The 25,879-nt window shown below is 68.7% G+C and carries 18 protein-coding genes and 1 pseudogene; 5 read left to right on the top strand and 14 right to left on the bottom strand.

Annotation, left to right across the window (positions count from 1 at the left end; genetic code table 11):
* The first annotated feature begins 105 nt into the window (after positions 1-105).
* The 4 genes from ABLE88_RS23560 to ABLE88_RS23545 all read left to right on the top strand — a co-directional run bounded on the left by ABLE88_RS23560 (position 106) and on the right by ABLE88_RS23545 (position 4,128).
* Positions 106-318, top strand: coding sequence for a cold-shock protein (locus ABLE88_RS23560; RefSeq protein ID WP_348834370.1), 213 nt, complete (start codon positions 106-108; stop codon positions 316-318).
* Between the two features lie 207 nt (positions 319-525).
* Positions 526-654: a hypothetical protein gene (locus ABLE88_RS23555; RefSeq protein ID WP_348834368.1), complete on the top strand. Its 129-nt coding sequence runs from the start codon at positions 526-528 to the stop codon at positions 652-654.
* A gap of 379 nt (positions 655-1,033) precedes the next feature.
* On the top strand, positions 1,034-2,809 hold the full coding sequence (locus ABLE88_RS23550) for a type I secretion system permease/ATPase (protein WP_348834366.1): 1,776 nt from the start codon (positions 1,034-1,036) through the stop codon (positions 2,807-2,809).
* Positions 2,806-4,128, top strand: a complete 1,323-nt coding sequence (locus ABLE88_RS23545; protein WP_348834364.1) for an HlyD family type I secretion periplasmic adaptor subunit — start codon at positions 2,806-2,808, stop codon at positions 4,126-4,128. Before ABLE88_RS23550 ends, ABLE88_RS23545 begins: the two co-directional genes overlap by 4 nt.
* A gap of 79 nt (positions 4,129-4,207) precedes the next feature.
* Here the strand turns inward: ABLE88_RS23545 and ABLE88_RS23540 are convergent, their stop codons facing one another.
* From ABLE88_RS23540 to ABLE88_RS23495, 10 genes are all read right to left on the bottom strand, one after another.
* Positions 4,208-11,065 carry a tandem-95 repeat protein gene (locus ABLE88_RS23540; protein ID WP_348834363.1) on the bottom strand — a complete coding sequence of 2,286 codons (6,858 nt, stop codon included), beginning with the start codon at positions 11,063-11,065 and terminating at the stop codon, positions 4,208-4,210.
* A gap of 237 nt (positions 11,066-11,302) precedes the next feature.
* On the bottom strand, positions 11,303-12,583 hold the full coding sequence (locus ABLE88_RS23535) for a Zn-dependent hydrolase (protein WP_348834361.1): 1,281 nt from the start codon (positions 12,581-12,583) through the stop codon (positions 11,303-11,305).
* A gap of 21 nt (positions 12,584-12,604) precedes the next feature.
* A complete protein-coding gene (locus ABLE88_RS23530; RefSeq protein WP_348834359.1) occupies positions 12,605-13,885 on the bottom strand; it encodes a 4-aminobutyrate--2-oxoglutarate transaminase in 1,281 nt (426 codons plus the stop codon).
* 120 nt (positions 13,886-14,005) lie between these two features.
* Complete coding sequence (locus ABLE88_RS23525; protein ID WP_348834358.1) at positions 14,006-14,977, bottom strand: LysR family transcriptional regulator; 972 nt, start codon at positions 14,975-14,977, stop codon at positions 14,006-14,008.
* Complete coding sequence (locus tag ABLE88_RS23520) at positions 14,974-15,951, bottom strand: LysR family transcriptional regulator (protein ID WP_348834356.1); 978 nt, start codon at positions 15,949-15,951, stop codon at positions 14,974-14,976. The genes ABLE88_RS23525 and ABLE88_RS23520 overlap by 4 nt, the downstream gene beginning before the upstream one ends.
* Positions 15,951-16,973, bottom strand: a complete 1,023-nt coding sequence (locus ABLE88_RS23515; protein WP_348834355.1) for a branched-chain amino acid ABC transporter permease — start codon at positions 16,971-16,973, stop codon at positions 15,951-15,953. The genes ABLE88_RS23520 and ABLE88_RS23515 overlap by 1 nt, the downstream gene beginning before the upstream one ends.
* Positions 16,970-17,848: a branched-chain amino acid ABC transporter permease gene (locus tag ABLE88_RS23510; protein WP_348834353.1), complete on the bottom strand. Its 879-nt coding sequence runs from the start codon at positions 17,846-17,848 to the stop codon at positions 16,970-16,972. Before ABLE88_RS23510 ends, ABLE88_RS23515 begins: the two co-directional genes overlap by 4 nt.
* Entirely contained in the window at positions 17,845-18,564 is a 720-nt protein-coding gene (locus ABLE88_RS23505) for an ABC transporter ATP-binding protein (RefSeq protein WP_348834352.1), read from the bottom strand. Before ABLE88_RS23505 ends, ABLE88_RS23510 begins: the two co-directional genes overlap by 4 nt.
* Positions 18,557-19,297 carry an ABC transporter ATP-binding protein gene (locus ABLE88_RS23500; RefSeq protein ID WP_348834351.1) on the bottom strand — a complete coding sequence of 247 codons (741 nt, stop codon included), beginning with the start codon at positions 19,295-19,297 and terminating at the stop codon, positions 18,557-18,559. The genes ABLE88_RS23505 and ABLE88_RS23500 overlap by 8 nt, the downstream gene beginning before the upstream one ends.
* A gap of 26 nt (positions 19,298-19,323) precedes the next feature.
* Positions 19,324-20,559, bottom strand: a complete 1,236-nt coding sequence (locus ABLE88_RS23495) for an ABC transporter substrate-binding protein (RefSeq protein ID WP_348834349.1) — start codon at positions 20,557-20,559, stop codon at positions 19,324-19,326.
* A 352-nt stretch (positions 20,560-20,911) separates the two neighbouring features.
* On the opposite strand from ABLE88_RS23495, the gene ABLE88_RS23490 reads away from it, so the two are divergent.
* Entirely contained in the window at positions 20,912-21,922 is a 1,011-nt protein-coding gene (locus ABLE88_RS23490) for a dimethylarginine dimethylaminohydrolase family protein (RefSeq protein WP_348834347.1), read from the top strand.
* Between the two features lie 573 nt (positions 21,923-22,495).
* Here ABLE88_RS23490 and ABLE88_RS23485 read toward each other — a convergent pair.
* The 4 genes and pseudogenes from ABLE88_RS23485 to ABLE88_RS23470 all read right to left on the bottom strand — a co-directional run.
* Positions 22,496-22,753, bottom strand: a pseudogene (locus ABLE88_RS23485) (transposase); the annotation flags it as partial.
* A gap of 102 nt (positions 22,754-22,855) precedes the next feature.
* Positions 22,856-23,620 (bottom strand): carboxymuconolactone decarboxylase family protein, encoded by a 765-nt coding sequence (locus ABLE88_RS23480; RefSeq protein WP_348834345.1) that lies wholly within the window; start codon positions 23,618-23,620, stop codon positions 22,856-22,858.
* Between the two features lie 66 nt (positions 23,621-23,686).
* The gene (locus ABLE88_RS23475) at positions 23,687-25,057 is read right to left on the bottom strand and encodes an MmgE/PrpD family protein (RefSeq protein WP_348834344.1); all 1,371 of its coding nucleotides are present in this window, start codon (positions 25,055-25,057) and stop codon (positions 23,687-23,689) included.
* A gap of 49 nt (positions 25,058-25,106) precedes the next feature.
* A complete protein-coding gene (locus tag ABLE88_RS23470; RefSeq protein WP_348834342.1) occupies positions 25,107-25,730 on the bottom strand; it encodes an EthD domain-containing protein in 624 nt (207 codons plus the stop codon).
* Positions 25,731-25,879 lie beyond the last annotated feature (149 nt).

The raw sequence follows: 25,879 nt of genomic DNA, 5'->3' as shown, positions 1-25,879 counted from the left end.
GCGCAGAAGTATCTTTTGCGCCCAACCAAAAATTCTCGCCGGGAAATGCGACTTCGACCATCGGCCCTGCGCCGGTGAGCTGGATATAAATTGAAAGGGTTTCCCATGGCTGAGGGAACCGTGAAGTGGTTCAACGCCCAGAAGGGGTTTGGGTTCATCGCCCCCGATGGCGGCGGCAGCGACGCCTTCGTCCATATCAGCGCCGTTGAGCGCGCCGGCCTCGGCGAGCTGCGCGAGGGCCAGAAGGTGAGCTACGAGCTGGTCGCCGACCGCAAGAGCGGGAAGATGTCCGCCGACATGCTCAAGGACCTGAGCTGACCGCATCGGCCGGCATTCCGGGGCTGTCGCGCCCGCCGGCCCCGCGCATCGCTTCCACAAGGCGAAGCGCGCCTGCGCCGGCAATTCCCACGGCGATGCGCCGGCCCCGCGCCCGGCGGGATGCCGGGATGGTTTGAAGCCCCTGCGGCTGCGGGCGTTGTTCGTTTCGCCCGCAGGACCAACCGACACGACCCATAGGAGGCGGCCATGGCCAAAGGACAGGTTCGCGGCAATCGCGAAGCCAAGAAACCCAAGAAAGTCAAAGTGCCCGAGGCCGCGCCCGCATTCGCGAAGGGAACGCCCGTGTCCTTAGGGTCGCCCAAGAAGAAGAATTGAGCGCCGCCGTCGCGGGCGAGCGAAGCCGTGAAACCCGGGTCACGGTCGATCCCCCGTTCCGGCGGAGCACCACCGATGGCGCCCTGTGGCGCGCCGGGGGAGAACGCCGACCCCTGCGCGACCGCGACCACGCCTGAATCAGAGCCCATCGCGGGCCGCGCTGCCAGCGCCTGAATGCCAGATCATCCCCCCTGAGAGAACCGTGATCGGTTCGAGCCGGAACACCGATGCCCCCACCCAATTGGGTGATGCGGCCGCACCGCGGCCATGCGCAAGTGGGCACTGGTGAGTTGTCGGAACGGTTGATGATGGCTGGTGCCCTTTGGCCAAGAGCGCCTTTGTCCGCGGCGGGCACCGCTCCCGCCGCGCGGAGCGGCGCATGACGCGGCGCGCCGGGAGCGGCGGCGAAAGCGGGCTGGGCCCGCAGCGGCTCGGCCTGCGCGACCTTTACCCGCTCATCGCCGGCATCGGCCTGTTTTCGGTGGCGATCAACATCCTGATGCTGGCCGGGGCGATCTACATGCTCCAGGTCTACGACCGGGCCCTGCCCTCGCGCTCGCTGCCGACGCTGGTGGCGCTCACCGGGCTGGTGATCGCCGCCTATGCGGTACAGGGCGTGATCGACGCCGCGCGCGGGCGGCTTCTGGCGCGCCTCGGCGCCACGGTGGAGGAGCGCCTGGCGCCGGAGCTGTTCGCGGACGGACTGCACCGCACGGCCCGTCTCGGCGCGCCGGGCGAGTTCACCGCCGCCTTGCGCGATCTCGACCAGGTGCGCACTTTCCTCTCCGGCCCAGGCCCCACGGTGCTGTTCGACGCGCCGTTCGTGCCGCTGTTCGTCGGCCTGTGCTTCCTGCTGCATCTCTGGCTCGGCTTCACGGCGCTGGCGGGCGCCCTCACCATCGTCGGCCTCGCGCTCGTCGGCGAGGCGCGCTCGCAGGCCCGCGTGAAGGCCGCGACCGAGGTCGCCGCCCGCCGCGCCGGCTTCATCGAGGGCGCGCGGCGCGGCGCCGAGGCGGCCCATGCCTTGGGCATGGTCGGCAACATGCGCGCGCGCTTCGCTGCGCTCGACCAGGAGAGCCGCGCCGGCAATGAGCGGCTCGCCGTCTCGTCGGTGAACCTCGCGGCATTGTCGCGATCGTTCCGGGCGCTGCTGCAGTCGCTGCTGCTCGGCATCGGCGCCCTTCTGGTGCTGCGCGGCGACGCCACCGGCGGCGTGATGATCGCCGCCTCCATCCTCATGGGCCGGGCGCTCGCGCCGGTGGAATTGGCGGCCGCTTACTGGAAGGGCTACCTCGCCGCCCGCCAGGCCTGGCACCGGCTCGCGCCCCGGCTCGCGGCGCTGCGCGCGCAGCACGCCACGCAGCGCACCGCGCTGCCGGCGCCGGTCGAGCGGCTTGACGTGGAGGGCGTGGCGGTGGGCGCACCGGGGAGCGCACGAGGCGGCGCCCGGCCGATCCTCCAGGGCGTCGCCTTCACCCTGGATGCGGGGCAGGCGCTGGCGCTGGTGGGCAAGTCCGGGGCCGGCAAGACCTGCCTGCTCAAGGTGCTGGCCGGCCTGTGGGAGCCGGCGGCGGGCGCGGTGCGGCTCGACGGCGCGCGCCTCGACCAGTGGGCGCCGGACCGGCTCGGCCGGCATCTCGGCTATCTGCCCCAGGACGTGGCTTTGCTCGACGGCACGGTGGCGGAGAACATCGCCCGCTTCGACGCCGACCGCGACCCGCAGGCGGTGATCGCGGCCGGGCGCGAGGCGGGCGTGCACGACCTCGTCCTGCGCCTGCCGTCGGGCTACGACACGCGGATCGGCGAGGGCGGCATCGCCCTTTCCGCCGGCCAGCGCCAGCGGGTGGCGCTCGCCCGCGCGCTCTATGGCGCGCCGTTCCTCGTCATCCTCGACGAGCCCAACGCCCATCTTGACGCCGAAGGCGAGGCGGCGCTGCTGGCGGCGATCGAGCGGGTGAAGGCGCGCGGCGCCATCGTCGTGGTCGCCGCCCACCGGGCCAGCGTGATCCGCGCGGCGAGCCATGTGGCGACCATCCGCGACGGGCGCCTCGCCGCCTTCGGCCCGCGCGACGAGATCCTCGCCCGGCTGGGCGCCGCCGGCGATGGCGAGGCCGCCTCGCCCACCCTCGTGCCGCTGGCGGGAGGCCGGCCGTGAGCGCGGCGCAGGGGCCGGGCGCGTCCGGCCCGCTCCAGCGGGCGCGCCGCGACCTCGCCGTCGGCGGCGCCGTGGTGGCGCTCTTTCTCGTGGCTGGCGGCGCCTGGGCGGCGCTGGCGCCCTTGTCCGGCGCGGTGATCGCCGGCGGCGCCCTGACCTTGCAGGGCTCCGTCAAGTCCATCGAGCCGCCCATCGGCGGCACGGTCGCCGAGATCGCCGTGGCGGAGGGCGGCGGCGTGAAGGCCGGCGACCTGCTGCTGCGCTTCGACGACACTCTCGCCAAAGCCAGCCTCGCCATCGTCACCCAGCAGATCGACGAACTGCTGGCGCGCATCGCCCGGCTCAAGGTGGAGGCGGGCCTCGCCGCCGCCATGGCCGCGCAGGCGGACCTGCCGCCCGAGCATCAGCCGAGCCCGGTTCTCGCCTCGGTCTGGACGGGCGAGCGCAGCCTGCTGAGGGCACGGGAGGAGATGCGGGAGGGGCAGAAGTCGCAGCTGTCCGAGCAGATCAACCAGCTGCACGAGCAGGTGAAGGGGCTGGAGCTGCAATCGGACGCCAAGGAGAAGGAGATCGCCCTCGTCCATGTGGAGCTCGCCTCCATGGAGGAGCTGGCGGACAAGAAGCTGGTCTCCATCGCCCGCGCCACCGCGGTGCGCCGCGAGGCCGCCCGCATCGAGGGCGAGCTGGGCCAGCTGCGCGCCTCCGGCGCCGCCGCGCGCGGCCGCATGGCCGAGATCCGCCTGCAGATCCTCGCCATCGACCAGAAGATGCGGGGCGACGCGCTGGGCGAGCTGCGCGAGGCGGAGGGCAAGCTGTCGGAGCTTCTGGAGCGCCGCGTCGCCGCGCTCGACCAGCTCGCGCGCCTCGACGTGCGCGCGCCCAGCGCCGGCACCGTGCACGAGCTCGCCGTGCACACGCTGAAGAGCTACGTGGCGGCGGGCGACACGGTGATGAAGATCGTGCCGCGCGACGATTTGCTCGTCGTCACCGCCCAGGTGGAGCCGACCGACATCGACCAGGTGCGCGCCGGCCAGCCGGCGCGCCTGCGCTTCAGCGCCTTCCAGCAGGAGACGACGCCGGAGATCGACGGCACGGTGACGCGCGTCTCCGCCGACGTGACGCGCGACCAGCGCACCGGCGCGAGTTTCTATGTGGTGGAGATCGTGCCTGACGCCGCGGCGTTGGCGAGCCTCGGCGGGCTCGACCTGGTGGCCGGCATGCCGGTGGAGGCGCACCTCGCCACCCACGAGCGCACGCCTTTGTCCTATCTCCTGAAGCCGCTGGCCGACCAGCTGCGCCGCACCTTCCGCGCCGGATAGGACCGGGCGGGGTGGCGCCCCGTCCCGGTGCCGGCTTAGGAAGGACCGCGTGGAAAGGACGGCGGCCCGCCCCCGCGCCTCAGAGGATGATCAGGTCGGTGGCCGTCGTGCCGCCATAAGCGAGGTAGAGCGTGTCCCCCACATTCGGCCCGTCGAGCTGGGTGTGCTGCACCACCGCCCCGGCCCCGGCGCCGTCCGCGTCGTACATGACATAGGCGCCCGCCGTGCCGGCGTCGCCGTCGGCATCCTCGAACCACACGAAGTCCGAGAGGTCGTCGCCGGCGACGAAGCTCGAGGCCGAGACCAGCGCGCCGATGTCGAGGATGTCGTCGCCGGCGTCGGGCTGGCCCCCCGCGTCGAAAAAGGTGATCCGCGCCCCGGCCTGCGTGGCGAGCACGAACGTGTCCGCCCCCGCCCCGCCCGTGAGCACATCCGCGCCCCCGCCGCCGCTGATGATTTCGCTCGCGGCGGTGCCGACCAGGGCATTGGCGGTCTCGTCGCCATAGATTCCGGTGGAGTCGCGGATGATCTCGACGGAGCCGTTGGTGAAGATGGACTGGCGCTCGTATTCCGTCAGGCCGAGGCCGGAGGCGACCAGGGTGTCGATGCCGGTGCCGCCGCGCACGAAGCGCGCGGTGTCGGCATCGTCCACGATGAAGGTGGTGCCCGTGGCGTTGATGCTCTGGATTGGGACATAGCTGAAGACAGAGCTCATTTCGACGCCCCTCAGATCGAGCTCCGCATCCGGCGTGCTGAGAGTGCCACCGTCATAGCTTTCTATGAATGTGACATCGGTCAGCACGTCACTGTCGACGATCACGGTCCCGCTTTGGATCCCCAGGGTCTCTATGCCCTCGATCTGCATGCCGCGCAGGTCGTAGGTCACCGCGTCCCCGCGCAGATAGAGGGTGTCCGACCCCGTGCCGCCGTGGAGTTCATCGTTGAGGGTGAGATCGGCCGGTGTCGTCGTATAGAACGAGTTTCCGCCGTTGCCGCCGAAGATTTTCTCAGCGCCGGTCGAAAGATAGAAGGACGTGAAGTGGGCGCCGCCGGTTACGGTGAGATCGACGCCGTCGCGCAGGATAAGAATGGAATAGGAACTATCGAAGTCATTGACGAGTTGCACCTCCTCGAAGCCGCTGAATTCGGCGAGCGTCGAAAGATCGAACGTGCCTCTGCCGGCGAGCACCAGCGTGTCGTGCCCCTCGCCGGCGGCGAGCGCATCGCCGGGACTGAGCGTCTCGGCCGTGCCGTAGACGGTTTGGTTGGCGACGTAGGCGGTGACCACATCGGAGGCTGTCGTCAGCGTGGAGCTCCATGGCGCCGGCGTCGACTGCACATACGTTCCGCTGCTGTCCTGGATGGTCTCGATGGAGGTGGTGGCGAAGATCAGCGCCCGCTGCTCGTCCGTGTAGGTGAAGCCGTCGGCGACCAGAGTGTCGTTACCCGGCCCGCCCTGGATAAGGAAGCTGTTCGCCGGGCGGTCGATGGTGAAGACCGTGCCCGAGGTATTGTCGCTGGTGACGGCCACTCCGGAGAGGGTTTTCCCGGAAAGGTCGAGGCTGTCGGCGCCGGTGACAAGGAGACTGCCGGTCGATCCGTATACTTGTCGGAAGTCGGCGAGCGCATCGTCATCGACGCGCGCGGTGGTCGATGACTGGATATACAGGACTTCAATGTTGCGAAGGTCAGGCGGCGTCAGGTCGAAAGTACCCCCGCCGGACAGCTGCAAGGAATCGCTTCCTCCTGCCCCGTCCAAGACATCGCCATCGGAGAGCTCCGCCACGCGATCCGCTTCGAAATACTCCGAGTCCGCACCGCCGCTGATGTTTTCCCGGCCGGTGGAGAGATAAAATGAGTTGCCCCAACTGGTGCTGGTGCTGACGACACGAAGGTCTGTTCCATCGCGCAGCCGGAGGCCGCCCCAAAAGCCGCCAAGCCGAACCTCCTCGAAGCCGGAGAAGGTCGTCGGCGTCGAGAGATCCAGAGTGTCCAAACTCGCACTGACGAACAGAATATCGTACCCGTCTCCGCCCGAAAGCCGGTCTTCGGGATTGAGGGTATTGTAGTTTGCAAACACCTGCTCATCCGCCGCCGTGCCCTCGAACACGTCCGGCCCAGTGGTGAGCACGGTCTCCGGCCGGTCCAGCACGTCGATGGTGATAGTCTCTTCGGTGTAGGCCCCCTTGGAATCGGTTGCGCGCACGGTGACGGAGCGCGTCGCCGACACCTCATAGTCCAACCCCGCCTGACCCACGCGAAGCTCGTTGCCGGAGATGGTGAACAGGGCGCCGTCGAGTTCCGGGACGATGGAATAGGTCAGCGTGTCGGTGCTGTCCGGATCGCTCGCGCTGAGCGTCCCGATTGTGGCCCCGGCGAGGTTCTCTGCGATCTGGTCGTTGGAGAGCGCGAGTTGCGTCGGCGCGTCGTTTACCGGCGTGACGTCGACCGCCACGGTGGCCGTGTCGGTCCCGCCCTTACCGTCCGAGACGGTGTAGGTGAACGAGGCCGGGCCGCTGTAATCGGCGTCGGGCGTGAAGCTGAAGGTGCCGCCGGAATAGACCAGCGTCCCGCCGCTGGCCCCGCCGAAGCCGGTGACGCTCAGCGTGTCGCCGTCCACGTCGGCGTCGTTGGCGAGAAGCTGCGCAGCGGTGAGGACCAGGGGCGTATCCTCCGCCGTGGTGGCGGCGTCGTCGCCGGCTACCGGCGCGTCGTTCACCGGCACCACATAGATCGATACGGTCTCGGTGTCCGTGCCGCCGTGGCCATCGGCGATGGTGTAGGTGAAGGAGGCATCCCCGTTGAAGTCCGCGTCCGGCGTGAAGGTGATCGCGCCATCCTCCAGCGCCACCGTCCCGCCGATCGCGTCGCCGACGCCGGCCAAAGTCAGCGCATCGCCGTCAAGGTCGATGTCATTCCCGAGCCGATTCTCGACGTCCAGCACCAGCGGAAAGTCCTCAACAAGAAAGTGGGTGCCGGTCGCGAATGCTTCCGGCGCCGTGTTCACGCGGTTGACCGCGACCACGACATCCACCGCAACTGTGCCGCCGTGCCCGTCGTCCACCGTCACGGTGAAGGTCTCGGAGAGGCTCTCACCCCGCGGCAAGTCCGCGATGAGGGCGGGGTCGACGCTGTAGGACCAGTCCACCCGGTCCGGCCCGTCCGCCACCGGCACCACCACGGCCTGAAGGGTGCCGAGCGCACCGGCAGCGGGCACGATGCTCACCGTGTGGGTGTCGGTGGCGTCGGCATCCGAGAAGGTGAAAGAGCCGGTCCGCGTGAGCGGCACAGGGGTGGGGGCGGAGACACGCGTTACCGCGCCGGTGGCGATATCCTTCAGAAAAATATCCCCAGCACCGTTGAAGTCGTCCGGCACCAGGTTGCCGGCCTCCGACGAAATCAGCACCTGCGTGCCGTCGGGCGTGAAGCCGAGATAGTAGCTGCTACCATCGCCCGGCGTGCCGTCGGAGGCGGAGGAGAGCAGCGTCACCGTTCCCGTTGCCAGGTCCTTCGCGAAGACGTCCATGGCGTCGTTCGTGTCCCCCGCCACGAGATTGCTGGCGTAGGACCAAAACACAACCTTGGTTCCATCGGGCGAGAAAGCGAATGAGCCGCTATAGTCATTGCCCAGCGTGCCGTCCGATGCGGAGGAGATCAGCGTCAGCTCGCCGGTGGCCAGATCCTTCAGGAAGATGTCGGTGGCGCCGTTGGTGTCGTCCGGAACAAGGTTGCTGGCCTCGGACATGAACAGCACTTTGGTGCCGTCCGGGGAGAAGGTGAATGAGTTGCTATACCCGATCCCCGGCGTGCCGTTGGATGCCGACGCGACCATCGTCACTGCGCCTGTGGCGAGGTCCTTCACGAATTCGTCGGCATTGCCATTGGTGTCGCCGGCCACAAGGTTGCTCGCTTGGGATAAGAACATCACCTTGGTGCCGTCGGGCGACACGGTGTAGTAGGACGTGTAGCCGTTCCCCGCAGTGCCATCCGCAGCCGAGGACAGCATCCTCGTCTCTCCGGTGACGAGATCTTTCACGAAGAGGTCTCGGGTGTTGTTGGTGTCATCCGGCACCAGATTGCTGGCCTCGGAAATGAAGAATACTTTCGTCGCGTCCGCAGAAAAGTCGAAGTGGGTGTCGCTGGACGCATTTCCCGGCACACCGTCAGACGCAGACGAGACCAGTGTCACCGCCCCTGTGGAGAGGTCCTTCACGAAGACGTCCATGGCGTCGTTCGTGTCCCCCGCCACGAGATTGCTGGAGCGGGATTCGAACACGACCTTGGTCTCGTCGGCCGACAGCTTTGCGTCGTAGCTCTCCCCGTTGCCGGGCGTGCCGTCGGCCGCTGAGGACACCATCGTCACCTCGCCGGTGGCGAGATCCTTCACGAAGACGTCGACGGAGCCGTTGGTGTCGCCCGCCACCAGATTGCTTGCGTACGACAGGAACAACACCTTCGTGCCGTCGTCCGTCAGCGCACGCCAGTAGCTGGAGTCGTTGCCGGGCGTGCCGTCGGCCGCCGCCGAGACCAACGTCGTCTCCCCCGTAGACAAGTCCTTCAGAAAGATGTCTCGTCGGCCGTTGGTGTCGTTCGCCACGAGATTTGTGGCCTCGGCTTCGAACAGCATCTTCGAACTTCCAGGAAGGTAAGTATAATTTGCATTATAGCGATCGTATTCAAAGTTCCCGGACGTCCCGTCGGACGCCGAAATGAGCAGCGTCACAGCGCCTGTGGCGAGGTCCGTGACATAGAAGTCATCCTCGCCATTGGTATCGCCCGGCGTGAGTTGGTCCCGACTCACGAACGTGACCTTTGAGCCATCCGGCGAGAAGGTGAGTTCCGAAGTGCTTCCTCCACCCGCCATCCCGTCCGACGCGATGGAGACGAGCGTCACCTCGCCGGTGACGAGGTCCTTCACGAAGACATCCTCGCGGCCGTTGGTGTCGTTCGCGGCGAGATTGCTCGCCGTCGAAGCGAAGGCGACCTTGGTGCCGTCCGGCGAGAGGACGGCATAGCCGCCGCTTTCCCGATTGGCCTGCCCCAGCGCTCCCACGTCCAGTGCCGCCGGCGTGGGCGCTTCGACGAGGCGCGGCGCGCTGTTCTCCGCCACGTCCGTCACCGTGATGGCGACCGCCTTGCTGGTGGTGGCTGTGCCGTCGTGCGCCTCGACGACGATGTCGTAGACATTGTCGCCGCCCGCATCCGCCGGGGCCTCGAAGTCGGGCGCCGCCTTGAAGGCGACCTTGCCGTCCGCATCCACCGTGAACAGGTCCGCGTCCGCGCCCGAGAGGGAGAAGGTGAGCGCATCGCCCTCCACGTCGCTGGCCGCGCTCTGATAGGCGGTGCCGGTGCCGTTCTCCGCGAACGTCGCCGCGGCTTCGGATGTGATGACCGGCGCGTCGTTCACCGGCGTGACGGTCACCGCCACGGTGGCCGTGTCGGTCCCGCCCTTGCCGTCCGAGACGGTGTAGGTGAACGAGGCCGGGCCGCTGTAATCGGCATCGGGCGTGAAGGTGAAGGTGCCGCCGGAATAGACCAGCGTCCCGCCGCTGGCGCCGCCGAAGCCGGTGACGCTCAGCGTGTTGCCGTCGAGGTCTGCGTCGTTGGCAAGAAGCTGCGCGGCGGTGAGGACCAGCGGCGTGTCCTCCGCGGTGGTCGCCGTGTCGCCCGTGGCCACCGGAGCGTCGTTCACCGGCGTCACGGTCACCGCCACAGTGGCCGTATCCGCCCCGCCCTTGCCGTCCGAGACGGTGTAGGTGAAGGAGGCCGGGCCACTGTAATCGGCATCGGGCGTGAAGGTGAAGGTGCCGCCGGAATAGACCAGCGTCCCGCCGCTGGCGCCGCCGAAGCCGGTGACGCTCAGCGTGTCACCGTCGAGGTCGCCGTCATTGGCGAGAAGCTCCGCCGCCGGAATCACCAGCGGCGTGTCCTCCGCCATGGTCCGCACATCGTCCGCCGCCGCCGGCGCGCGGTTGGGCTGCGCCACGGAGAGGCCGACGGAGGCGCGGCCGACGTCGCCCTCCTTGTCGGTCAGCGTGAAGGTGAGCGTGCGCGCGCCCTCGGGCGGCGCGGCATCGGACGTGCTGTGCGCCACCTGCTCCATCAGCTGCGTCATCTGCGCGTCGGAGATCTTGGCGGCGGCCTTGAACTTGATGGTGAGGTCGGCGCCGTCCTGCCCGCTTGAGGTGACGTTGGCGACGTGGGCCGTGCCCAGATACACCTTCGTGCCCTGGATGCGGAACGGCCCCTCCGCCAGGGTCAGGTCGTCGCCCGCCGTCGCCCCGTCGAGGTGCACGCTCAAGGACCCGCGCGAAAAGCCAGTGCCGTCCGGATTGCGCGCCGTCACGTCGCCGTCCACCACCCGCGCGGTCAGCGCCTCCTGCGGCGTGCGGACCACATGGGCATCGAGGTCGCTCACCACCGGCGCATCGCGGTCGGCGGCGATCTTCAAGTTGATCCGGCCGGCGCCCGCGGTGTTCTCCGCATCCACCGCCTGGAACGTGACGGCGCGCGCGGCGCTGCCGGGCGCGTCGGCGCTGGAGGCATAGCTCACCGCGCGGGCGAGCGCGCTCGCCGCCTGGTTGCTCACCGGCCCGCTGTCGAAGGCGACGGTGAGGGCGCTGCCGCCTGCCCCGTCCGAGGTCACGGTGCCGATGCGCGCGCCCTGGTAATAGACCGCATCGCCCGAAACGGTGATGCCGCCGGTCTCGGCGATGGAGAAGCTGTCGGCGGCCGTGGCGCCGGCGATGGAGACGGTGAGGCGGCCGCCGCCGAAGCCGGTGCCGTCGGCATTGGTGAGGGTGACGTTCGGATCGAGCTGCACCGGCCCGGCATTGGCCGCGGCCTCGCGCACGGTCTTCGAGGCGTCGAGCGCGCCGAAGGCCGGCGTCTTCGCGCGGGCGCCGAGGCCCGGGAAGCGGAAGGGAAAAAGCGCCATGACGAACTCCAGGGTCCACGCAGCCATCGGCCAACCGCCCCCGAAGGGACATCTTCGAAGGCGCATCTCGGTCGATGGACGCTGGCACGGCGCGGGCGGGAGCACATCACCCAATTGGGTGGCCTTCGCCATAACGCAAAACACCCGCAGAACAGGCCCCGGCGTCCACAGACCATGATCAATGCCTGGAAGACCCAGGCCGTCGAGGGGATGGCGACGGCGCCGAGCGGATGCCCGCTATCGGTTTTCCCCCGCCCGGTCGTAGGCCAGAATGGCGTTGAGCAGCACTTGGGCGCCGGCGGCGCATTCGGTGGCGGTGGTGCTCTCGGCCTCATTGTGGCTCAGACCGCCCGCGCTCGGCACGAAGATCATGCTCGTGGGAGCGATGCGCGCGATGTAAGCCGCGTCATGGCCGGCACCGGAAACCATGTCGCGCATCGGCAGCCCGGCGGCGGCCACACCCGAGCGGACGGCGGCGATGCAGTCGGCATCGAAACGGACCGCAGGCGAATCCCAGATTTTGACGGACAGAACCTCAAGGCCAGCGTCATTCGCAAGAGACCGCGTCGCGGCCTGAAGGCGCGCCTCCATGGCCTCCAGAATGGCATCGTCCGGGTGGCGCAGGTCCACCGTGAGGCGGACGGCGCCGGGGATCACGTTCGGCGAGTTCGGGGTCACCTCCAAGGACCCGACCGTGCCCACCGCCTCCGGCCCATATGCCAGGGCGATGGCATGCACCTCGGTCACGAGGCGCGCCGCTGCGAGCAGGGCATCGGCGCGAAGGCCCATGGGCGTCGAACCGCTGTGGGCCTCCCGGCCGGTCACCGCGACGTCGTACCATCGCATGCCCTGGACTCCCGTGACCACGCCCACGGTCCGGCCCTCAGCCTCTAGGACCGGCCCCTGCTCGATGTGCAGCTCGAACATGGCGCCGAAGCGAACCGAGCCGGCCGGCGCCGTGCCGCGATAGCCGATGGCGGCGATGGCGTCGCCAAAGCAGACGCCCTGCCGGTCCTGCCGTGCGTCGGCATAAGCACGGTCGAACACGCCCGCATGGACGCCGGATCCCAGCATGGCCGGCGAGAAGCGCGCCCCCTCTTCGTTGGTCCAGTTCACCAGCATGAGCGGCGCATTGGTGTCGAAGCCCGCCTCGTCCAGCGTGCGCAACACCTCCAGGCCGGCGAGCACGCCCAGGACGCCGTCGAACTTGCCCCCGGTGGGCTGGGTGTCGAGATGGCTGCCGAAGGCGATGGGCGCGAGGTCTTCCCGGCGGCCCGGCCTGAATGCGAACATGTTGCCCACCTCGTCCACCGTCACCGTGCAGCCGAGCGCGGTGCAGGCGTCACGCAGCCAGTCGCGCACCTCGCGGTCGGCGGCGCTCAGGGCCAGCCGGCAAATTCCGCCCTTGGGCGTTCCGCCCATGCGGGCGGTTTCCATCAGGCTCTCCCAGAGCCGCCGGGGATTGATGGCCAGATTGGCCCCGCCGCTCTGCGCCGCCTCGCCCATAGCATCACGCATCGGTCCCGCTCCCGGTCTCGCTCACGCCTCGGCGGCGCACTCGCGCAGGCTGGCCTCGATGATGTCGAGCGCCTCGCCGAACACCGCGTCGGGAATGGTCAGCGGCGCCAGGAAGCGGATCACGTTGCCGTAGACGCCGCACGACAGCAGGATGAGCCCCTTGGCGAGCGCGCGCTGGCGCACCGCATTGGTGAAATCGGCCGCCGGGGTGCCCGCGCCCGGATGGGTGAACTCCACCGCGTTCATGAAGCCCGGCCCCCGGATATCGGCGATCTGCGGCACGGCGCCGGCGAGCGAATGCAGCCGCTGCTTGAGGCGCGCCCCCAGCGCCTCGGCCCGTGCGCACAGGTCCTCCTCGGCGATCACGTCCAGCACCGCATGGGCCGCCGCCACCGCCAGCGGATTGCCGCCATAGGTGCCGCCGAGCCCGCCGGTGCCGGGGGCGTCCATCAGCTCTGCCCGACCGGTGACCGCGGCGATGGGAAAGCCGCCGCCCAGCCCCTTGGCCATGGTGGTGAGATCGGCCGTGACGCCGGTGCGCTCCATGGCGAACAGGCGCCCGGTGCGGGCGAAACCGGTCTGCACCTCGTCGGCGACCAGCACGATGCCGTGGCGGTCGGCGATCGCCCGCAGCTCCCTCAGGAACGCGGCCGGCGCTTCGTAGAACCCGCCCTCCCCCTGCACCGGCTCGACGATGAAGGCGGCGACGCGCGCCGGGTCCACGTCGGCCTTGAACAGCCGGTCGAGCGCGGCGAGCGCGTCCTCTTCCGTCACGCCGTGCAGCGCCACCGGGAAGGGCAGATGGTAGACCTCCGGCATCATGGGCCCGAAGCCGGTCTTGTAGGGCGCCACCTTGCCGGTCATGGACATGCCCATGAAGGTGCGGCCGTGGAAGCCGCCGGCGAAGGCGATCACCGCGGCGCGCCCGGTGGCGGCGCGGGCGATCTTCACCGCATTCTCGGTGGCCTCCGCGCCGGTGGTCACGAACACCGTCTTCTTGGCGAAGTCGCCCGGCACCGCCGCGTTCAGCCGCTCGGCGAGGTGCACGTAGGTCTCGTAGGGCACCACCTGGTGGCAGGTGTGGGTGAAGCGATCGAGCTGCTCGCGCACCGCGGCGAGCACCTTCGGGTGGCGGTGGCCGGTGTTCACCACGGCGATGCCGGCGGCGAAATCGATGTAGCGCCGGCCCTCCGCGTCCCAGATCTCGGCATTCTCGGCGCGGACGGCGTAGATCTCGGTGGTGACCCCGACCGCGCGCGAGACCGCCTGCCGCCTGCGCGCCTCAAGCTCTGCATTCCCCATGACCGCCTCCCCTCGCCAGTCCTGATGCGCGCCGCGCACATCGATGCGTCCTATCAATTCGCCACTTTCCGGCAATCGTGTGTACGGTCGCGGGGCATCCCGGCGTCAGGCATGGCGCGCTCACGACGGCGCCTTTGCCTGAACAGAGCCGATTGGCTCGGCGCCGACCTGCCCCGCTTCGGCCTGAGCCGCGCCGATAAGCCGGCGATGGGCATCGAGGAACGAACGGGCGGCGATCGATATCTGACGGTCGGTGCGGTGCATGGCGGCGAGCGTCAGGCCCATGGCGGGTGCGAACGGGCGTATGGTCAGGCCGAGCGGCTTCAGGTGGCGCGCCGTGACCTCGTCGACCAGGCCGAAGCCGAGGCCGAAGGACACCAGCGAGCATACCGTGGCAAAACTCTCTGCCCGGATCGTGGTGCGCAGGCGCACGCCAGCGGCGGCAAAGGCCGCCTCCACCTTTGCCGCGATCGGGTTGTCGCGCGGCGGCGCCACATGGGCCATCCCGCCCAACAGGCCGGGATCCAGCACCGCGCGCTCCGCCAGCGGATGGGATTGCGGCAACACGCAGACGCAGGGCACCGTGTGCTCCTCGCTCTCCAGCAGCGGATGGGAGGCCGGCGCATCGAGCATCCAGATGTCGGTCGTTTCTTCCAGGAGCGAGGCGCTCACGTCCGGGCTGCTGAACGGAATGATCTGGATTTCGATGCCCGGGTGGGCGCGCGCGAAGGAGGTGACGAGTTCCGGCAGGTAGCCGCTGCCCAGCCAGGAGCAGGCCGCCACGCGCAGCGCGCCGCGGCGCCGGTTGCGGATATCGACCGCGACGCGCTTCACCCGCTCGATCCCGAGCAGGGCGCTTTGCGCCTCGGCGTCGAAGGCCATGCCGTCCGGGGTCGGCACCAGGGCGGAGCCGCGGCGGAAGAACAGCTTGAAGCCGACCTCGCGCTCAAGAGCGGCGATCATGGCGCTTATGGCGGGCTGGGAGGTGTTCATCGCCTCGGCAGCCCGCGTCATGGTCCCGGTGGCGATCACGGTCCGAAAAGCCTGCAGCTGGCGCAGGCTCAGCGCCGGCGAATGCTCCGCCGCCCTCACGGCGCGTGCGCCTCGGCGCGCAAATACTGCAGCATCAGACGGAAGGCCCGCGTCTCGGGCGCCGTCTTGTTGTAGGCCAGGAAATAGTCCGAGCGGTAGGAGAACAGGTCCGGGCGGATCACCCGCATCTGCCCCCGCTCGATCCAGCGTCGCGCATAGACCGAGGACAGGAAGCCGAGATAGCTGCCCGAGAGGATGAGATAAGCGAGGCCTTCGATGCTCGGCGAACTGGCGGTGAAGCGGAAGCGCCGATGCAGCGGCTGCATCTGCTCCAGCGTGACATAGCCGCGCTGGGCATGCTCGGCGGCGGTGACGTGCTCGGGCGTGATCTCGGCATCGTCGACGTCGAACAACGGATGGTCGCGGCCGCAGCACAGATCCATCTGCGCCGAGAACATGGGCTCGTAGAGGAAGCGGGTGAGCCGGCGGGGGAAGAAGGAGATGGCCATGTGCAGCTGCCCGTCCAGGATCATCTGCTCCAGGTTGTTGGGCGGGGCCACAGTGACGTTTACCTTCACGTCTCGCGCCGAGCGCTTGAAGGCGGCGATAGCGGCGTCCAGGCGGAAGCTCGGATGCTCGACCATGTTGTCGATCACCCCCACATTGATCTCGCCCAGAAGCAGGCCGTTGATGCCGGCAATCCGCGCCCGGTACTCCTCGATATGGGCGAACAGGCTCTTGGCGGCCTCGAACACCTCCGCGCCCTCGGGCGTCAGCTGGAAGCCCGAGCGTCCACGCTTGCAGAGCTTGGCGCCGACGCGGATCTCCAGGTTCGAGATGTGGATCGAGATGGTGGAGGGGCTGACGTTGAGCGCGTTCTGCGCCAGCGCGAAGCCGCCGCAGCGCACCACCGTGACGAACACGGCCAGCAGCTTCAGGTCGACGTCGGAGAGCGGCGGCACCAGGGCGGCGTCGCCCACGGGACGCGGGTCCTGTGCCTCTCGGGCATGATCGAACGGGATTTCGCCGGACATCACAGCCGCTCCGGATCTGGCTGAGGCTTAAGGAAAGCGGGACGCGGCCAGCGCACATGCTCCGCCAGCCGGGCGATGCCCTGCGGGAAGAACCGGGTCGCGAGCACGATCAAGGCGCCGTAGAGCAGCAGGCGGTAGTTGCCCACGTCGCGCAGCGCCTCGGCGCCGCCGACGAGGACCAGCGCGCCCACCACCGGCCCGAGATGGGTGCCGATGCCGCCCACAAGCACCATGGCGATCACCATGATCATCACCTCCAGGCCGGCCACCGAGTGGGGCGTGAGCACCCGCACATAGTGCGCATAGACCGCCCCGCTGAGGCCGACGATGAAGCCGCTCGCGGCGAATGCCAGGAACTTGTAGCGAGCGAGGTTGATGCCGAGGCTCTCGGCCGCCTCCTGGGAGTTGCGCAGCGCCACGAGGGCCAGCCCGACGCGCGAGCGCATCAGTGCCCAGACGCTGGCAAGCGCGGCGAGCATCAGCACCGAGGCAAGGTAGAAGAAGGCGGGCCGGCCCGAGCCGCCGAAGCTCACGCGTCCGAGCACCGGCAAGATGAGGGGATCGAAGGCAGGGATGCCGACGAGACCAAGTTCGCCGCGCGTCACCTCCTTGAGGTTGGAGATCAGGATGCGGATGATCTCGGCGAACGCCAGCGTGACGATGGCGAGATGGGCCACCGAGCGGATGCGCAGCGCCGGCAGCGCAACCAGGAACCCCACGAATGTGCCAAGGCCGGCGCCGAGCCAGGCCGTGAGCCACGGGCTCCAGCCGAAATTCTTCGCCAGCAGCGCCGAAGCATAGGCAGCGATGGCGAACAGGGCATGGTGGCCGAAGGTCTTCAGCCCGGCAAAGCCGGTGACGAGATTCCAGCCGATGGCAAAGGTGGCGAAGATGGCCGTGAGGATGAGGACGTGCAGCACGTAAGGCTGCTGCACCACCAGGGGGATCGAGAGCCAGGCGGCGGCGGCGAGGCCCGCCGCGGCGAGCGTGCGGCCCTTGCGCGGAGCGAACATGCCGTTCATCGGACCAAGCGCTCCATTCCATAGAGGCCCCAGGGCCGGACCCAGATGACGGCGATGAGCACGGCGAAGGCGATCGCCTCGCGCCATTCCGACGAGGTGAGCGCCACGCCCACGGCCTCGACGATCCCGAGCAGCAGTCCGGCGACGACGGCGCCGCGGAAGCTGCCGAGGCCGCCCAGCACCACCACCGCGAACGCTTTCAGTGCCAGCGGCACGCCCATCCAGGGGCTCACCGCATAGATCGGCGCGAGGATCATGCCCGCGAGCGCGGCGAGCGCCGAGCCGAAGGCGAAGGCGAGGATGCTGGTGCGGTCCGCCGGCACACCGAGCACCCGCGCGGCCTCCCGATCCTGGGCGGTCGCCCGCACGGCGCGCCCGAAGCGGGTGAAGGAGAGGATGGCGGCGGTGCCGGCGATGAGCACGGCGGCGGCCGCGACGATGAGCAGGCGCTGGTAAGGGATGTAGAGACCCGCCACCTCCAGCGTGCCGTCGACCATGTAGGGCACCGACTGGAAACGTTCGCCCCAGATGGCGAGCGCCGCGTTCTGCATGGCGATGGAGATGCCGAGCGTGGCGGCGATGGTGCTGAAGTCCCAGCCCGGGCGCGCGAGGAGCGGCTGCACCACGCCCGCGGCGGTGACCGCCGCGAACGCGAAGACGAGGATCGCGGCGAGAACGAGGGCGAGCGGCCACGGCGTCTCTGCCCCCGACGTCAGCAGCAGGAAGGCATAGCCGCCCAGCATGTAGAACTCGCCATAGGCGAAGTTCAGCACCCGCATGGTGCCGTAGATGAGCGTGAGGCCGGCCCCCATGAGCGCGTAGATGGCCCCGAGGATCACGCCGTTGACGATCTGCTCGATCAGTTGGCCGCTCACGGGGCGGCTCCCTGCTCGCCGAGATAGACCCGGCGGATGTCGGGATGCTCGAGCATTCCCAGGCCCGTCCCATCCACCACGTTGCGGCCGCTCTCGATCACGTAGCCCCGGTCGGCGATGGAAAAGGAGGTGCGCACGTTCTGCTCGTTGAAAAGCACCGCGATCCCCTCGGCATTGACGGCGCGGATGAGATCGACCACCTGGGCCACCATCTTCGGGGCTAGGCCGAGGAATGGCTCGTCCAGGATCAGAAGGCGCGGCCGCGACATCAGCCCGCGGGCGATGGCGACCATCTGCTGCTCGCCGCCGCTGAGGCTTTCGGCGATCTGGCCGCCGCGCTCGCGCAGCACGGGGAAAAGCCCCTGGAGCCAGCGCAGGGCCTCATCCGCCCCTTTTGCGGCCTGCGGATGGAAGGCGCCCATCAGCACGTTCTCGCGCACCGTCATGGTGGGAAACAGGCGCCGGCGCTCCAGCACCAGCGCGATGCCCCGCGCCACGTGCTTCTCCACCGGCAGGCGCGTGATGTCCTCGCCCCGGAACGAGATCGCCCCGGCGAAGGGCGGGGCGAGTCCCATCACGGCCTTGAAGATGGTGCTCTTGCCGGAGCCGTTGGGGCCCATCACCGCGACGACCTCCCCCTCGCTTACCGACAGGTCGATGTCCCAGAGCACTTGGGTCGCGCCATAGCGCACGCAGACCCCGCGTATCTCAAGCATGGGCACCCCCGGAGCCGAGATAGAGGTCCACCACCTCGGGCATGGCCATGACGGCGGCCGGCGCGCCCTCCGCCAGCTGCCGCCCGCGGTCGAGGAACATCACGCGGTCGCACAGCGCGCTGATGATGCGCATGTTGTGCTCGATCAGCACCACGGTGACGCCCGAGGCCCGCACCCGCGCCACCAGCTCGATCAGCCCGGGGACGCTCGGCTGGTCGAGGCCGCCGGAGACCTCGTCCATCAGCAGCAAGGCGGGCCGGGTGGCGAGCGCACGGGCGAGCTCGAGGCGCTTGCGCTGGCCGGTGGAAAGGCCCTTGGCGAGGGCATGGCGCTTGTGGCCCAGGCCGACCCATTCCACCAGCTCCGCCACCTGCGCCCGCATCTCCCCGAGCGAGGCGCAGCGCGGCTGCGCGCCGACCATCACGTTCTCCTCGACGGTCAAGTCCTCGAACGGCCGGGTGATCTGGAAGGTGCGGGCCATGCCGCGGCGCGCCAGTTGGTCGGGCCGCAGCGCCGTGACCGGCTCGCCCCGAAACCGCACCTCCCCCGCGGTCGGGCGCACGGCGCCGGCGATCGCCGCGAGCAGCGTGGTCTTGCCGGCGCCATTGGGGCCGAGCAGGCCGAAGATCTCGCCCGGACGCACGGCGAGGCTCACCGCGTCCACGGCGGCCACGCCGCCATAATGGACGCTCAGGCTCCGCGTCTCGAGGATGGCGCCCGACCGATCTCCCACGGGGATCTCCTCCGCCACCGCCGGTGTCAGGCGCGCGGCTTGAAGGGCACCGCGGCGCGGTCGGCCGGCCAGACGATGCGCGGCACGCCGTCCTGGATCTGCGCCGCGGGCAGCACGAAATAGTCCTTGCCCACCCGCGGCGAGTGGCTCTTGGGATCGAACACCCAGCGACCGATGGCGCAGTTGTAGTCGGTCTTCTCCAGGGCGGCGCTGAGCTTGTCCGCGTTCACGCTCTTCGCCCGGGCGAGCGCGTCCATCAGCACCTGGGCGTTGCAGATGCCGAGGCCGTAATCCAGCGAGGCCGCCATGCCGTTGGCCACCATTTCGGCGGCGAAGGCGCGGTGCGCGGCGCTGCCCTCGGCATCCACCAGGAGCGGCGTGTAGAGCAGCCCGTTGGCGAGCGGCCCCACGGCCTCGCGGAATTCCTTGAGCCCTGGATAGTAGACCGCCATGTGGGTGGTCGCCATCTTCTGCTCGTCGAGCTGGCGCACCAGGGCCGCCCCGGAATTCGCCGCCGTAAAGATGGAGATGATGACGTCCGGATTGAGCTGCTTCAGCTTGGAGATTTGCGGATAGAAGTCCGCATAGCCGAGCGGCACCGCCTCGGTGGCGATGATCTTCCACCCGTCGGCGGCGAAATCCGGCTTCATCACCTCGATGTTGGAGCGGCTATAGTCCGTGTCCTCCACGACAAAGGCGATGGTCTTGGCCTTTGCCGGGATCTTGCCATCCCTGGCGAGGTCGGTGATGGTCCCCACCACGGTCGAGCCGAGCGCGTCGCTGTTGTAGCCGAACTTCCAGAAATGCTTGAATTTCGCGGGTTCGGCACGGATGCGGCCAGCGATGGCGGAGCTCACCGACTGGCCACTGTAGAAGATCTTGTCATCGTAGTCCGGCGCCAGCTCCATGATGGCGAGGGTCACCGAGCTGTTGAACAGGCCCGCGAGCAGGATGTCCACAGTGTCGCGGGTGAGGAGCTTCTGGGCCGCGCTCACCCCCACTTCGGGCTTTGACTGGTCGTCCTCAAAGATGATCTTGATCTGCTTCTTCTTGCCGTCGATCTCGATCCCCCCTGCCGCGTTGATTTTGCCGGTCACATAGTCCCAGCTCTTCTTCATGGCGAGCCCGGAGGTGGCGGAAGGGCCAGAGAAGGGCCCCACCGCACCGATGGTGACCGTGCCCTGCGCAAGCGCCGCGCCCGCTCCCAGGAAGACGCCGACGGCGGCCGCGGTCAAACACCCGGCGTAAGCTCGCAAGTTCATCGCTGGATCTCCCGGAAAGTGGGGCCTCGACAGGCGCCGGCTGGGTCTTGATGGATCATGATCGGCGAAGGGAATGCCTGCCACAATATCAATGTGATAAACGTAAGTTTGATAATTATAAAAGAAACGGCTGCCGATGCGGCGGGCTCGGTCCGCGCCGCCCCCTGCCCGGCCCTGGCCTTCACGGGACCATTATCTCCCCGACGCCCGGCGAGTATATGAAATGCGATATGAGAGCGGCGCCTTTCATTATTGGACGGGCGCGGCACCTCCATCCTAGCCTTTTTCTCTACTGATCCTCGGATCTCGACCGGATCCGGCGGTGTGGACAAGTAGAAGAAGGAGAACAACAATGTCAGAGAGCGCAACAGCTCCCGACATCACGGCAAAGATCGCCGAATTTGGTGCGATCTATCTGAAGGATCATCCGCCACTCACCACCCGCTTCGAGGACGAGGTTGCCCACTACTGGGGCCGCCCCTGGGGCGCGCCGACGGAGGTCGGGCGCCTGCGCTCGGTCCTGCTTCATCGGCCGGGTCCCGAGATCGGCGCCATCGCCGAGCCGCTCTCGCGCTGGCGCTACACCGAGAAGCCCGAGCTGTCCGCCATGATCGCGGCCCATGAGCGACTTGTCGCCGCGCTGCAGGCGGAAGGCGTCGAGGTGGTGCTGCGCAAGCCCGAGGCACCAGCCGGCGCCCGCCTCGTGAAGTCGATCTACACCCGCGATCCGTCCTTCACGGTCAGGGGCGGCGTCATCATCGGGCGCCTCTATGATGCCCTCCGGCGGGGCGAGGAGCAGCCCACCGCCCAGACCTACGCCGCCATCGGCTGCCCGATCCTGCACACGCTCAACGGTTCTGCCACGATGGAGGGCGGCAGCGTGGTTTGGGTGACGCCCAAGCACCTCGCCATCGGCATCACGCCGCGCGGCAACGCCGAGGGTGCGCGGCAGGTGAAGGAGGTCGTCCTGGCCGCCGACCCGGACGTGGACGTCCGCTTCGTCGAGGTGAAGCACCCCTCGGGCCACCTCGACGTGCCCCTGACCATGGTGAATGTGCGCACCGCCGTGCTCGACCGCTCCTGCGTGCCCGACTGGTTCGGTGCCTGGCTCTCGCGCGATGCCCGATGCGAGGTGATCGACAAGCCCGCCGGCACCTACGTGGAGGGCACCGTGGTGCTGCGCCCCGGACGGGTGCTCTATGATGACGGCGTTCAGGAGCAGCGCCGTCGCGGCAGGCGCCTGCTCGAGGATCTCGGCCTCGAGGTGGTCGGCGTGGACCTCGACACGCTCACCTTCCCCCGCAACAGCGGGACCCTTCACTGCCTGACCATGCCGATCATCCGGGAGGACGAACCCGCATGATGGCGCGGCGGCCCCGTCGCTGCATGGCCCGTGTCCAGATGGCGTGTCCGCCGTGAGGCTCCGATCGCAGTGGAGGCCCCACCGGAATTGCGGCGCGTGCAGCACGCATGTCCTACACGCGTTGGGGGCGGCGCCGGCAGGCGGGGGCGGCAGGCGCTGTCAACCTGCGCGTTGACTGTTCGCCCTGGGGTGCAGGCGACCTTGAGCTGTGCCCGAATCGCGTCGGTTGCCTCGCCCGCGCGCCGCGGCATCGCCGCGTCGGGACCCTTGATCCGCACCGGCTTGCCGGCCGGCACCAATTGGGCCGGGCCTCAGGCGCTGATACGCCGGACCGCGGGGACAGGTTCGACGCCGAACCGCCGCCCGAGCTCGCGCATCGGCGTGCTTTTGCCCCTGCCGGGTTCGCCGAGCACAATCTTGTGGCCCGCGATCGCGCGGAGCCCGGCCCATCAATCTGGCCAAGAAGGATCAGGGCGGCTGACGCCGGAGAAGGGCCGCGCGAAATTGGAAATCGCATGTCCCCTTCCGGGGCGACATGGCGGCGAGCCGTGATCGTCGATCACACGCTTCACCGTCGCGAACCGCGCCGCAGGCGAGATCAGTTTTTCCGAGCAGATCCTTCAGTACCGCATTGTCGAGCATCTGCTCGGCCAGCAGCTTCTTCAGCCGCCGGTTCTCCTCCTCAAGCGTGCGGAGCCGTGCCGTCTCGGAGGCCGTCATGCCCCCGTACTTCGCCTTCCACTTGTAGAGCGTGGCGTCCGAGATCCCGTGCTTGCGGCACACGTCGCCGGTCTTCATCCCCGCCTCGTGCTCCTTCCGCACCGAGATGATCTACTCCTCGCTGAAACGGCTGCGCCGCATGGTCCTTCTCCTGATCGAAGGACCCAACTTATCCGTGGCAGGAACTCAGGGGAGCACGTCAAAGGCCTTCGCTCAATTGCCCGCCCTCTTAAGCTCATCCAGCAGGACCGGCACGCCCATGGTGCAGGTGTGCATCCCGAGCACGGAGGTGAGTTGATAGACCTCCATGATCTCCTCCTTGGTGGCACCGTACTTCAGTGCGTTCTGGATATGGATGCGCAGACCGGGCTCATAGAGGTGCGTGGTCGCCGCATCAATGGCGATATAGATGAACTCTTTCACCTTGGGCTCAAGCGGACCATTTTTCCACGGTATCGTGGAGAATTCGAGATAGGCCTTGAAGAACCGTGGGTCGAGCCTGAGCAGGCCGTCCCAAAACGGATTCCAGCAGCCGCGGTTTTCAGTGAAGCGTGCCTGCAGATCCAGCTGTTCGGGCGAGAGCTCGCCCTCCAGTTCGGCGCCGCGTCCGGCAGTCCTGAGCTCGTCCAGGAGCGCAGGCACGCCCATGGTGCAGGTGTGCATCCCGAGCACGGAGGTCAGCTGGTAGACCTCCATGATCTCTTCCTTGGTTGCGCCGTACCTGAGCGCGTTCTGGATGTGGATGCGCAGGCCGGGCTCATAGAGGTGCGTCGTCGCCGCATCGATGGCGATATAGATGAACTCCTTCACCTTCGGCGCGAGCGGCCCGCTCCTCCACGGTATGGTGGAGAATTCAAGATAAGCCTTAAAGAACTCGGGGCTCAGGGTCAGCAGGCCGTTCCAGAAATCGTTCCAGTAGCCGCGCTCGACGGTGAACTGCTGCTTCAGCTGCTGCTGTTCGTCGGTCAGAGTGTCCATCACTATCCTCGGGAGCTTTGGCGCAGGCGCGCGGGAGACGTGGTGGTGCGGCTGGCGTGCACGCGACTAGACGATGCGGCTGCGCGGCTGGTGGACCGCGGCGGCCTCGGCGAAGATCTGCACGAGCGCGCTGAGGTCGGAGTGGTGTTCGATCTTGAACACGAGCCGGTCCAGCCGTTCGACCGGCTGTCGGCCGATGCCGCCTTCTGCCGCGACGCGCACCAGCACGTCGAGGAGGGCGGTCCGGTCGAGGTTCATGTCCTCGCCGCGGGCGCGGATCGTGTGGGAGCGCGTGGTACCGTCAGCCAGTCCAAGCATCACGGAGCAACTGAAGGTCTCGACAGTCTCGTCCGGAACGACGGTGATCTTCCCGATCAGCGCCTGCACGGCCGCATCGTCGAAGGCGCTCATCACCGCGAGGGTGGGGATGCCGTGGACCAGCGTTGCCGCCGCGCCGAAGGCGACGCTCATCAACGTCTGCCCCACGAACTGGAATGGGCCGCGATATAGCATCCCTGGAAGCCCGAGCTCGAACGGATTCATGCGGACCTCCACGGCGGCGATATCAGCCACGGCAACGGGCCGGAGTGCCAGCGTAGTGGAGACCAGCGTCTGGTTGTAGGCACATACGGGGTAGCGCTTGAACGCGTTGCGCAGGATCGACCACGAACGCCCCAGCGGGGCCACCAGCGCTGCTGCGTCGGCCTCCTGACGCGCATACACACGGGCGAACCCAGCCTTGCCCTCGAATGCGTTGGGCGAGGCTACGGCGCCGGCCGCGGCGAGCTCGGCCGCCATCCAGCCGGTGCGGGCGGCGAGGCCCGGCTGGTAGCGCCACTCGTCGGTGCCGTCGCCGAAGCTCTGAAGGGTGCCCCCGGTGAGTGACGCCGCGGTGGCGATGGCCGCACCGACGCGCTCGGGCGGTAGCTCCAGGGCCCGCGCCACGGCCGCCGCCGCGCCGATGGTGCCGTAGAGCGGCGTGCCGCGGAAGCCGATCGGCGTGGTGACCGGCGCATAGACCTGCTCCAGCCGTCCTGCCACTTCATAGGCGGCGAGGATGCTGGGGAGGAGCCGGGCCGGTGGCAGCCGGCGCGCCTCGAACAGGGCGATGAGAAGGGGAATGACCACCGTGCCGATGTGGGCGCCGCCCAGGGTGTCCTCCTGGGCGCGGCCGTGGAACAGAGCGGCATTGGCAAGGGTCGCGGCGCCGATGGTGGTGCGTCGGCCGTCGCCCAATAGGGTGGCTCCGCCGGCGACCTCGCCGTCGGCAGCGAGCGCCGCGGCACGCGCCACGCCGGCATAGGGGGTGGTGAAGCAGCCCAGCGCGATGCCGCAGGCGTTGAGCAGCGCCCGGCGCGTGCTCTCCATCACCGGCTCAGGAATAGCGTCCGCTGTGAGGCTCGCGACGAATGCGCCGAGGTCCTGACTTATCGGCATGGTGCTGTGCCCGCCCAGGCTGTCTTTTCCGTTGCCAGTGGAGCCTCCCTCAGCGCTCCAGCACCTCCCGGGTGATGATGATGGGCAGGTGCCCGTCCGGCAGGAACGCCGCTTCGTCTGCGCGGGTGACGGCATACTCCTCCGTCTCCGCGCCAGCGCGCATGGCGGCGGTGGAGGCGAACCAGGTGATGGCCAGCCCGTCGAAGCGGGGCGCCGGCTCGTCCGGCAGATAGGCCTCGGGCGCGAGGTGGTTCTGCTCGTAGCGCAGCATGGAGGGGATGGTCGCGCCGAGCGGCCCGTGCACTTCGCGCCAATAGCGGCGGAAGGCTGAGAGTGCGACGGTGGGGCGGCGATTGACGAACTCTATGTTTTTCAGCGCGCCCTGCGGCACTGGCCGGCTCTTCACCCGGTGGACGTCGACCACCATCTCTACGCCCGCGGCCGCGGCGGTAAGCGCTGCGCGCGCCGCGCGGATCTGCGCGAAGGCGGGGCTCGCCTGGAAGGCGGCGGCGCCCTCGAGGCAGGCGAAGCTGAACTCCTCCACCGCGTCGAACAGCAATTCGCCCTTGCGATAGCCCTGCAGCAGCGTGTGCGACTGGACATAACGCGACAGGCCGGTGATGTCGGGGTCCTGCTCGCATAGCCCGGCGAGGTCGGACTGGAATCGATCCACGGCGCTCCCGGCGCTGCGTTTGTGAAGTAAGACGACCTTACGCATCACCAAGCGGTCTCCATCCTTTGTCCCGAACGCCACCGCCCCGCGCGGCGGGGCGGCCCGCACCTGCCAATCCTGTCCGGCGACGCGCGCCCCCCCACCCCGCC

Origin of the sequence: Xanthobacter luteus (genome assembly GCF_040049235.1) — a bacterium.
In the GTDB taxonomy this organism is placed as follows: Bacteria; Pseudomonadota; Alphaproteobacteria; order Rhizobiales; family Xanthobacteraceae; genus Xanthobacter.
The sequence above is the reverse complement of the archived record's forward strand: the minus strand, read 5'-3'. Positions and strand labels throughout refer to the sequence as shown.

Bases quoted from the DNA above. Each gene is read 5' to 3' on its own strand.
- ABLE88_RS23475 (WP_348834344.1), bottom strand. From the start codon at position 25,057: ATGCCGATAAGTCAGGACCTCGGCGCATTCGTCGCGAGCCTCACAGCG.
- ABLE88_RS23520 (WP_348834356.1), bottom strand. From the start codon at position 15,951: ATGTCCGGCGAAATCCCGTTCGATCATGCCCGAGAGGCACAGGACCCG.
- ABLE88_RS23550 (WP_348834366.1), top strand. From the start codon at position 1,034: ATGACGCGGCGCGCCGGGAGCGGCGGCGAAAGCGGGCTGGGCCCGCAG.
- ABLE88_RS23495 (WP_348834349.1), bottom strand. From the start codon at position 20,559: ATGAACTTGCGAGCTTACGCCGGGTGTTTGACCGCGGCCGCCGTCGGC.
- ABLE88_RS23530 (WP_348834359.1), bottom strand. From the start codon at position 13,885: ATGGGGAATGCAGAGCTTGAGGCGCGCAGGCGGCAGGCGGTCTCGCGC.
- ABLE88_RS23560 (WP_348834370.1), top strand. From the start codon at position 106: ATGGCTGAGGGAACCGTGAAGTGGTTCAACGCCCAGAAGGGGTTTGGG.
- ABLE88_RS23490 (WP_348834347.1), top strand. From the start codon at position 20,912: ATGTCAGAGAGCGCAACAGCTCCCGACATCACGGCAAAGATCGCCGAA.
- ABLE88_RS23515 (WP_348834355.1), bottom strand. From the start codon at position 16,973: ATGAACGGCATGTTCGCTCCGCGCAAGGGCCGCACGCTCGCCGCGGCG.
- ABLE88_RS23535 (WP_348834361.1), bottom strand. From the start codon at position 12,583: ATGCGTGATGCTATGGGCGAGGCGGCGCAGAGCGGCGGGGCCAATCTG.
- ABLE88_RS23480 (WP_348834345.1), bottom strand. From the start codon at position 23,620: ATGGACACTCTGACCGACGAACAGCAGCAGCTGAAGCAGCAGTTCACC.
- ABLE88_RS23540 (WP_348834363.1), bottom strand. From the start codon at position 11,065: ATGGCGCTTTTTCCCTTCCGCTTCCCGGGCCTCGGCGCCCGCGCGAAG.
- ABLE88_RS23555 (WP_348834368.1), top strand. From the start codon at position 526: ATGGCCAAAGGACAGGTTCGCGGCAATCGCGAAGCCAAGAAACCCAAG.
- ABLE88_RS23505 (WP_348834352.1), bottom strand. From the start codon at position 18,564: ATGCTTGAGATACGCGGGGTCTGCGTGCGCTATGGCGCGACCCAAGTG.